Here is a 9112-nt window from a genome sequence, read left to right on the forward strand (position 1 = left end):
AAGAAATACGGCGCCAAGACCGCGGCCGCGATCGAAGCATTCCGCAAGAAATGCGCGAAGATGATCTCGCCGCTCGAATATTACGAAGGCGTCGGCGCGCATGACAACGAGAACCCGTGGGCGTGGATCAATGCCGAGGAATTGCTCGACAGGGAAGTCAGCGATCCCACCGCCAAACGCTTCTTCAAGGCCATGGCGCGCTCGGATATCGCCACCGAAGCGCACAACACCAATGGCCTCAATGCGCTGAAGAATTTTGTGATGGATATCGAGGGCTATATCGGCCTGTATTCGATCCAGAACGGCAATGAGCAACTGATCTCCTGCCTGCGTTCGGAAGTCGCTGCCGATATCGCGCTCAATCACCGCGTCCTCAAGGTCGGCAAGACCGAGGAAGGGCGCTATCGCCTCGACATGATGAACGGCAAGGGGCCGGAGACGCGCGACTTCGATCTGGTGGTGATGTGCCTGCCGCATTCCTGGCTCGCCACCATGCGTTGGGGCGGCGAGGACCTGCGCAGCTCGATGGTCAAGCACGTCGCTTATTTCGATCGTCCCGCGCATTACCTGCGCGTGTCGCTGCTGTTCGATACGCCGTTCTGGGGCGAGCAGATCCCCGGCGCCTGGTTCATGTCGGAAGCCTTTGGTGGCTGCTGCGTCTATAACGAGGGCGCGCGCCACGATGTCGGCAAGCACGGTGTGCTGAACTGGCTGATCGCCGGCTCCGATGCGCTGGCCTTCGCCAATCTCTCCGACGACGAACTGATCGATGCCGCCATCAAGTCGCTGCCGGCCTCGTTCGGCAATGCGCGTGCGCATCTCGTCGAAGGCAAGATCCATCGTTGGCTGTCTTCGGTGAATTCGATCCCCGGCGGCATGCCGGTGCGCGACGTGATGACCAATCACCGGCCGGAGCCGAAGGGGCATCCGGGCATCGTCGTGGTCGGCGACTATCTGTTCGACTCCACGCTGAACGGCCTGCTCGACTCCTCGGACGCCGCCACCGACATCATCGTCACCGAGATGATGAAGCTGCGTCGCGCGCGCGGCGTGAACGGCGTCGTTGCCTCCGACAAGATCGACAACGACTATTTCAAGAACTATCGCAACGTCGGGCCTTACAGCGAAGTCTGGAGCCAGTTCACCGATCCCGACTATCTGACAAAACTCATCAAGATCGTCTGGGGCCGCGCCAAGGGCTACAAGCTGCTGGTGGCCGGTTCGGCATCGGGCGAACTGGTCGGCGCGTTGCGCGCCAAGGGTATCGATGCCTGGGGCGTCGAGAATAACAAGGCGATCCACGCCAAAACGCCGAAGGCGCTGCAGAAGTACAACAAGCTCGGCTCCATCACCGATCTGCCGTTCAAGGACGAGCAGTTCGATTTCGTGTTCGAGACCAGCCTGTGTCACGTCGCCGACAAGCAGGTGACGGCCGCCATCGGCGAACTCAACCGCGTGATCAAGACCGGCCTGATCTTCGGCTCGGTGACTTCGGACATGGCGCCGGCGGTGATCGATCGCTACGACCTGCTGCGCGGGGTCAAGAAGCTCGGCACCTGGTGGGAATGGTCGGAACTGTTCTTCGGCAACGGCTTCGATCTCTCCATGCACCGCCGCGATTGCACCGAGGCCGTGTGGGAAGCGACCCTCGCAGCCGGGAAGGGACCCGGCCACTGGTATGCCGACGCGGACAGCCTGCGCTATTCCTTCTTCGACAAGGTCGAGGCGGAGGACGAGGACTGATCGTCGGGCGGCACCTCAAGTGTCATCCCCGCGAAAGCGGGGATCCAGTAAACGACATCGCTACGGCTCCATCACGACCGTCAGTGTGTACCGGGCCACCCGGTCAAGCCGGGCGGCGACAACTTCCGTGGTGAGTGACATCAGCGCTGTTTTGCGGAACCAATCCTGATCGCATAGACTTCATGCCGTGGCGCTAATAAGCCACGGCATGATTCTTTCGGCCCGGGCTTTCCGGGTCTCCAGCAACGGTCCGGTTCATGGCGTCGAAGCCTCCTGAGAATCCCCCCTCCGACGACGCCAAGGCGACCGATCCGCTCGACGGCAAGTTCGCGCTGCCCGTGGGGGCTGCCGCCGCATCGGTGCCGAGCACCAAGCCGCCGGCGCCGGAAAAGCTCGTTGCCGACAAGAACGCCAAGGCGAAATCGTCCGACGAGGATGATGACGAAGACGATGACGATGATGACGACGACGACGAGGAACTCGTCGTTTTCACCGCGCGCGAAGCCGCCGGCGCTTTCGGCACCATCTATGCCTTCACACGACCGTTCCTTGCCAATCGTCGCAAGATGCTCGGCTTTGTCGGCTTCGGCGTGCTCATCGAGACGTTGTTCAACGTCATCATGCCGCTCAGCCTCAAATTCCTCATCGACGATGCGCTCGGCGAGGAAGATTTTGACGCGCTGATCAAGATCCTGTCGGTGCTGGCCGTGGCCGGCATCATCACCTCCATAGTGGCGATCTGGTATGAGCGCTGGGATGCGCGGCTGGCCGCTTCGATCATCGCCAGTGCGCGCGAAAAACTGTTCGGACATGTGCAGGAACTGCCATCGGCCTATTTCGCCCGCACCAAGCGCGGCGAGATCCTGTCGCGCTTCTCGATCGACATGTCGGCCTATGAGAACTGCATTAAGAGCTTTGCCAACAGCGCCTTGCTGCCGTTCCTGGAACTGATCGCCGGCATCCTGCTGATGATCTATTTGAATTGGCAGCTCGCCATGGTCGCGCTGCTGATCTTCCCGATCACCCTGATCGGCCCGCGCATTCTCACGCCCAAGGCGGTGCAGGCCAATTACGAGCAGAAGCAGAGCGAAGCCTCGATCCTCGGCACCATCCAGGAAAACATCGCGGCGCAGGCCGTGGTGAAGGCGTTCAATCTGCAGCGCCGCACCCTGGGCTGGTTCCGCCTGCGCAATGACGACACCCGCAAGCGCATCGCCGCAGCGACCTTCCTCTCCACCATGGTGGAGCGTTCGGTCACCGTCTCGGTGCTGTTGCTGCATCTCGTGGTGCTGGCCATCGGTGCCTATCTCGCCACCAAGGGCCAGATCACCGTCGGCACCTTCGTCACCTTCGAGAGCGCGTTCTGGGAGGTGTCCTACAACATCGCTCATGTCATGCATTTCATCCCGGTCTCGATCCAGACCGCGGCTGCCGTGCGCCACATGAACGAGATGCTGGATGAGCCGACCCGCGGTGCCGACAAGCCCAATGCGCCGGAACTGCCGCGGGTCGAGCACGACATCACCTTCGATCGCGTGACGTTCCAGTACGAGAACAGCCGCGCGCCGGTGCTGGACAATCTCAGCCTCAGGCTCGATGTCGGCAAGAAGATCGCCATCGTCGGCCCGTCCGGTTCGGGCAAGAGCACGCTGCTCAATCTGATCCTGCGGCTCTATATGCCCGACGAGGGCAAGGTCACCATCGACGGCGTCGATATCCGCAAGGTGACGCGCGAGTCGCTGCGCAGTCATATGGCGGTCGTGTTCCAGGAGAACATGCTGTTCAACATGTCGATCCGCGAAAACATCCGGCTCGGCAAGGAAGGCGCCTCCGACGAGGAGGTGGTGGAGGCGGCGAAAAAGGCCGAGATCCATCGCTACATCATGAGCCTGCCGGACAAATACGACACCCAGGTCGGCGAGCGCGGCGACACGCTGTCCGGCGGCCAGCGCCAGCGCATCGCGATTGCGCGCGCCATCGTCCGCAATCCGTCGGTGCTGTTGCTCGACGAGGCGACATCGGCGCTCGACCAGACGACGGAAGCGGCGCTGAACACGACGTTGTTCAAGCTCGCCGAAGGCCGCACGATGATTTCATCGACGCATCGGCTGACGTCGGTCGTCGATATGGACGAGATCATCGTCATCAACGCGGGCAGGGTGATCGAGCGCGGCTCGCATGCGGAGCTGCTCGCGCTCGGTGGCACCTATCGCGAGCTGTGGGACAACCAGGGACGCCACACCGCCGACAAGGATGACGACGAGGACGACGAGGACGACGAAGACGAGGACGACGAGGATGAAGACGACGAGGAGTAGTCGTCGTCTTGTTCTGGCGTGACTTCTCTGATTGTCGTCGCCCGGCTTGACCGCGCGATCCAGTGAACGCCGACCGCAGTTATAAAGACGCGTCGACGTCGTTGACTGGATCCCCGCTTTCGCGGGGATGACAGAATGAGCGGGATCATCGCTCGCTGCGCAACAATCCCGACGCCAATTCGCGAAATGCGTCCACGGCCTTCGGCAGCGCGGCCGCAGGATCCTTCGCCGCCGCCACCCACAGCGCTGCATTCAGAGCGGCGCCGTTGATCAGCATTGCGGCGGCTTCCGCATCCACGGATTTCACCACGCCATCATCGACCAGCTTCTGAATGGCCTGGGTGGTCGTGCGCAGGCATGCCGTCTGGTTCGGCCATTGCGAGGGATCGCCGAGCACGGCCGGCCCGTCCAGCAGCATGATGCGCTGGATCTCAGGCTCGAGCGCCATTTCGATATAAGCGACGCCCTCGGTCATGAAGCCAAGCCACGGCGTCTCCGCCTGGCTGGATGCCACGCGCATCCGCGCCAGCATTTCCGCGTCGATCTGGTCGATCACCGCCTGCAGCAGGCCCTTTTTGTCGCCGAAATTATGATAGAGCGCGCCGCGCGTCAGCCCGGCCTCGGCGGTGAGATCGTCCATGGAGGCCGCCGCATATCCTTTGCTGGCAAAAGCCTTGCGCGCGGCCTGGATCAGTTTCCCCCGCGTTTCTTCCACCATCTGCGCGCGCTTGCCGGTCGACACCGTCATTCTCCAAAAATAGCATACATCGCGTATGTCAATATTGACATACGCCCCGTATGTCCCCAGTTAGTCACATACGGCGCGTATATCAACCAGCGCGGCGATTTGAAACCGGAGAGACATCATGGCTAAACGCGACGCAATCTTCCCTGCCGGCCGGCAGGACCTTTACGAGATCAACAGCTACTCGGCTGCCATCCGCTCAGGAGACCTTCTGTTCGTCTCCGGCCAGGTCGGTAGTCGCGAGGACGGCTCGCCAGAGCCCGATTTCGCCAAGCAGGTGCAACTAGCGTTCGACAACCTCGCCAATGTCCTGAAGGCCGCAGGAGCGTCGTTTGATGACATCGTGGATGTCACCAGCTTCCACACTGATCCGAAGGTCCAGTTCGAGACGGTCAATGTCGTCCGCGCCAGGATATTCCCGGAGAAGCCCTATCCGAACTGGACCGCCGTGGGCGTCAACTGGCTTGCGGGCTTCGATTTCGAGATCAAGGTGATCGCCCGCCTGCCTTAACGACTCGGTAATGGCCTGAACAGCGATTCTCCCGATTCTGACCGCGCGATGACGCGGGAATCGGGAGGAGGGGGCGGAATCGCTCGTTTCGAGGTCCAAAAATCTCATCAGACCTCCATCCAGGTGTCATCAAACTGCAGTTTTCGACTCCGCCCAGAGAGCGGTGGATGACCCTGAATCTCCGCGGATTCAGGGTGATTTTCGGGGGCTCCGCATGCTAGAAAATGCTGTGCCACAAGCGTATTTTGCACGCGGATAGGTGTTGACTTGCCTAACCCCTGCGGATACAACCCGGCCACTCAACGACAGGCGGTGAGCTTCGCCAGTGTCGGTACGGATCACCCGGATGGCTTTGCCTGACGGGCACCAACCTCGACCAAGACGCTCAAACGCTGCCGTTTAAATCTAGGCAATGCCAAACGACGTTTGATTTTACGGAGAAATCCGGGGAATCGAATTCAGTGCATGACCAAGGTAAAGACTGAGGGCGACAGCCTGATGTCGCCATCGTGGTCCTCTGCGGCGTTAGCGCTATCCATTCAGCGATGAATGGTTGGCGTTATTTCGTTTTGCGCGAAGAAATTCGTGCGGTTCGAGACCGATGGAGCAGGGAGCTCCGAACAATTTTTGCGAAGCCATGAGGTTTCGCGCGAATAAAGGGTGAAGGCTGACATGCCGACGATCAACCAGCTGATCGCAAATCCGCGGGTCATTCAGAAGGCGCGCAAGAAGGTGCCGGCTCTGCAGCAGTCGCCGCAGAAGCGTGGTGTTTGCACGCGCGTCTACACCACGACCCCGAAGAAGCCGAACTCGGCGCTTCGTAAGGTCGCCAAGGTGCGTCTGACCAATGGCTTCGAAGTCATCGGTTACATCCCGGGCGAAGGTCATAACCTGCAAGAGCACTCCGTGGTCATGATCCGCGGCGGCCGCGTCAAGGATTTGCCCGGCGTTCGTTACCACATCCTCCGCGGCGTGCTGGATACCCAGGGCGTCAAGAACCGTAAGCAGCGTCGTTCGAAGTACGGCGCGAAGCGTCCGAAGTAAGCCGGAGCCTGATCGATGTCTCGTCGCCATTCTGCTGAAAAGCGCGTTGTGAACCCGGATCCGAAGTTCGGGAACATCATCGTCACCAAGTTCATGAATTCGATCATGTATGACGGCAAGAAGTCTGCCGCTGAACAGATCGTCTACGGTGCCTTCGATATCATCGAGGCCAAGACCAAGCAGGGCCCGCTGACCGTGTTCGAGCAGGCGCTCGAAAACGTCATGCCGACCATCGAGGTCCGTTCGCGCCGCGTTGGTGGTGCAACGTACCAGGTGCCGGTTGAAGTGCGCAGCGTGCGTCGCCAGGCTCTCGGTATTCGCTGGCTGATCACTGCCGCCCGCGCCCGCAACGAGAAGACCATGACCGAGCGTCTCTCGGCTGAACTGCTCGATGCGTCGAACAGCCGTGGCAACGCCGTGAAGAAGCGCGAAGACGTGCACAAGATGGCCGAAGCCAACCGCGCATTCTCGCATTATCGCTGGTAACGGCGAAACTCCGGAATTTAAGGAACATCCCATGCCTCGCGTACATGCCATTGAGGACTACCGTAACTTCGGTATCATGGCGCATATCGATGCCGGTAAGACGACAACGACCGAGCGCATCCTTTTCTATACCGGCAAGAGCCATAAGATCGGCGAAGTGCACGAAGGTGCCGCGACGATGGATTGGATGACGCAGGAGCAGGAGCGTGGCATCACGATCACCTCCGCTGCCACCACGGCATTCTGGAATGGCAAGCGCCTGAACATCATCGACACCCCCGGCCACGTCGACTTCACCATCGAAGTCGAGCGCTCGCTGCGCGTGCTCGACGGCGCCGTGTGCGTTCTCGACTCCAACCAGGGCGTCGAGCCGCAGACCGAGACCGTCTGGCGTCAGGGCGACAAGTACAAGGTTCCGCGGATCGTTTTCGCGAACAAGATGGATAAGACCGGCGCTGACTTCTACAAGTGCCTGCAGGACATCATCGATCGTCTCGGTGCGAAGCCGGTTGCGATTCAGCTGCCGATCGGCGCTGAGAACAACTTCAAGGGCCTCGTCGACCTCGTCACCATGAAGGGCATCATCTGGAACGATGAATCCCTCGGTGCGAAGTATGACATCGTCGATATTCCGGAAGACATGGTCGAGAAGGCCAAGGAGTATCGCGAGAAGATGCTCGAAGCCGCCGTCGAACTCGACGACGACGCGATGGCCGCTTACCTCGACGGCAACGAGCCGGACGAAGCGACGCTCAAGCGTCTGCTCCGCAAGGCCGTGCTGACTGGCGCGTTCTATCCGGTGCTCTGCGGCTCGGCCTTCAAGAACAAGGGCGTGCAGCCGCTGCTCGACGCCGTTGTCGACTATCTGCCGTCGCCGGTCGACGTTCCTGCCATCAAGGGCACGGACGAAGAGGGCAACGAGATCGTCCGCAAGGCCGACGACAAGGAGCCGCTGGCTCTGCTCGCATTCAAGATCATGGACGACCCGTTCGTCGGTACCATCACCTTCTGCCGCATCTATTCGGGCGTGCTGATGAGCGGTACCGGCGTCGTGAACTCGACCCGTGAGAAGAAAGAACGTATCGGCCGCATGCTGCTGATGCATGCGAACAACCGCGAAGACATCAAGGAAGCCTATGCCGGCGACATCGTCGCTCTGGCTGGCCTCAAGGAAGCCCGCACCGGTGACACGCTTTGCGATCCGGACCAGCAGGTCATCCTCGAGCGCATGGAATTCCCGGAGCCGGTGATCGAAATCGCCATCGAGCCGAAGTCGAAGGCCGACCAGGAAAAGCTGGGCGTGGCTCTCGCGAAGCTCGCTGCGGAAGATCCGTCGTTCCGCGTGTCGACCGACCACGAGTCCGGCCAGACCATCCTGAAGGGCATGGGCGAACTCCATCTCGACATCAAGGTCGACATCCTGAAGCGCACCTATAAGGTCGATGCGAACATCGGCGCTCCGCAGGTGGCGTTCCGTGAGAAGATCACGAAGCGCGCTGAAGTCGACTACACCCACAAGAAGCAGACCGGTGGTACCGGCCAGTTCGCCCGGGTCAAGTTCGTGGTCGAGCCGGGCGAGCCGGGTTCGGGCTTCGTGTTCGAGTCGAAGATCGTCGGTGGTGCGGTTCCGAAGGAATACATCCCGGGCGTTGAAAAGGGCCTGAACAGCGTCATGACCTCGGGCGTCGTCGCCGGCTTCCCGGTCGTCGACGTTCATGTCCAGCTGGTGGACGGCGCTTACCACGACGTCGACTCGTCGGCTCTGGCGTTCGAAATCGCCTCGCGTGCGGCTCTCCGTGACGCTCTGCAGAAGGGCAAGTCCGTTCTGCTCGAGCCGATCATGAAGGTCGAGTGCGTGACGCCGGAAGACTACACCGGTTCGGTCATCGGCGACTTGAACTCCCGCCGTGGCCAGATCCAGGGCCAGGACATGCGCGGTAATGCCAACGTCATCAACGCGATGGTGCCGCTCATGAACATGTTCGGTTACGTGAACACGCTGCGCTCGATGAGCCAGGGTCGTGCAACGTTCTCGATGTCATTCGATCACTACGCTGAAGCGCCGGCAAACGTGTCGGCCGAAGTCCAGAAGAAGTTTGCCTGATCGTCGTAAGCGCAAGCTGACGACCCAGAGGAGAGAATCATGGCCAAAGCAAAATTTGAACGTAACAAACCGCACTGCAATATCGGCACGATCGGTCACGTCGACCACGGCAAGACGTCGCTGACCGCCGCGATCACGAAGGTGCTGGCTGAGTCCGGCGG

The 9112-nt window shown here is 60.7% G+C and carries 8 protein-coding genes; 7 read left to right on the forward strand and 1 reads right to left on the reverse strand.

Going from position 1 to position 9112, the window contains the following annotated elements:
- Window positions 1-1743, forward strand: a 1743-nt coding sequence (locus ACIQ17_RS26660; protein WP_398472334.1) for an FAD-dependent oxidoreductase, incomplete at its 5' end; no start/stop codon positions are given.
- A gap of 257 nt (window positions 1744-2000) precedes the next feature.
- A complete protein-coding gene (locus ACIQ17_RS26665; protein ID WP_398472335.1) occupies window positions 2001-4061 on the forward strand; it encodes an ABC transporter ATP-binding protein in 2061 nt (686 codons plus the stop codon).
- Window positions 4062-4206: 145 nt separating this feature from the next.
- Here ACIQ17_RS26665 and ACIQ17_RS26670 read toward each other — a convergent pair whose 3' ends face one another.
- Complete coding sequence (locus tag ACIQ17_RS26670) at window positions 4207-4779, reverse strand: TetR/AcrR family transcriptional regulator (RefSeq protein WP_398472342.1); 573 nt, start codon at window positions 4777-4779, stop codon at window positions 4207-4209.
- A gap of 148 nt (window positions 4780-4927) precedes the next feature.
- Here ACIQ17_RS26670 and ACIQ17_RS26675 point away from each other — a divergent pair, with 148 nt between their 5' ends.
- The 5 genes from ACIQ17_RS26675 to ACIQ17_RS26695 all read left to right on the forward strand — a co-directional run.
- Entirely contained in the window at window positions 4928-5317 is a 390-nt protein-coding gene (locus tag ACIQ17_RS26675) for a RidA family protein (protein ID WP_398472337.1), read from the forward strand.
- A 672-nt stretch (window positions 5318-5989) separates the two neighbouring features.
- Window positions 5990-6361 (forward strand): 30S ribosomal protein S12, encoded by a 372-nt coding sequence (gene rpsL / locus ACIQ17_RS26680; protein WP_211909034.1) that lies wholly within the window; start codon window positions 5990-5992, stop codon window positions 6359-6361.
- 15 nt (window positions 6362-6376) lie between these two features.
- Window positions 6377-6847, forward strand: coding sequence for a 30S ribosomal protein S7 (gene rpsG, locus ACIQ17_RS26685; RefSeq protein ID WP_398472339.1), 471 nt, complete (start codon window positions 6377-6379; stop codon window positions 6845-6847).
- 31 nt (window positions 6848-6878) lie between these two features.
- Window positions 6879-8951: an elongation factor G gene (fusA, locus tag ACIQ17_RS26690; protein WP_398472340.1), complete on the forward strand. Its 2073-nt coding sequence runs from the start codon at window positions 6879-6881 to the stop codon at window positions 8949-8951.
- A gap of 39 nt (window positions 8952-8990) precedes the next feature.
- The coding region (locus ACIQ17_RS26695) for a GTP-binding protein (protein ID WP_253828407.1) at window positions 8991-9112 on the forward strand (122 nt) is incomplete at its 3' end.

Source organism: Tardiphaga sp., from assembly GCF_044340795.1.
GTDB lineage: Bacteria > Pseudomonadota > Alphaproteobacteria > Rhizobiales > Xanthobacteraceae > Tardiphaga.

What these genes read in the sequence shown, in the direction of transcription:
- rpsG (WP_398472339.1), top strand. Translation starts at nt 6,377, where the DNA reads ATGTCTCGTCGCCATTCTGCTGAAAAGCGCGTTGTGAACCCGGATCCG.
- ACIQ17_RS26675 (WP_398472337.1), top strand. Translation starts at nt 4,928, where the DNA reads ATGGCTAAACGCGACGCAATCTTCCCTGCCGGCCGGCAGGACCTTTAC.
- fusA (WP_398472340.1), top strand. Translation starts at nt 6,879, where the DNA reads ATGCCTCGCGTACATGCCATTGAGGACTACCGTAACTTCGGTATCATG.
- ACIQ17_RS26665 (WP_398472335.1), top strand. Translation starts at nt 2,001, where the DNA reads ATGGCGTCGAAGCCTCCTGAGAATCCCCCCTCCGACGACGCCAAGGCG.
- rpsL (WP_211909034.1), top strand. Translation starts at nt 5,990, where the DNA reads ATGCCGACGATCAACCAGCTGATCGCAAATCCGCGGGTCATTCAGAAG.
- ACIQ17_RS26670 (WP_398472342.1), bottom strand. Translation starts at nt 4,779, where the DNA reads ATGGTGGAAGAAACGCGGGGGAAACTGATCCAGGCCGCGCGCAAGGCT.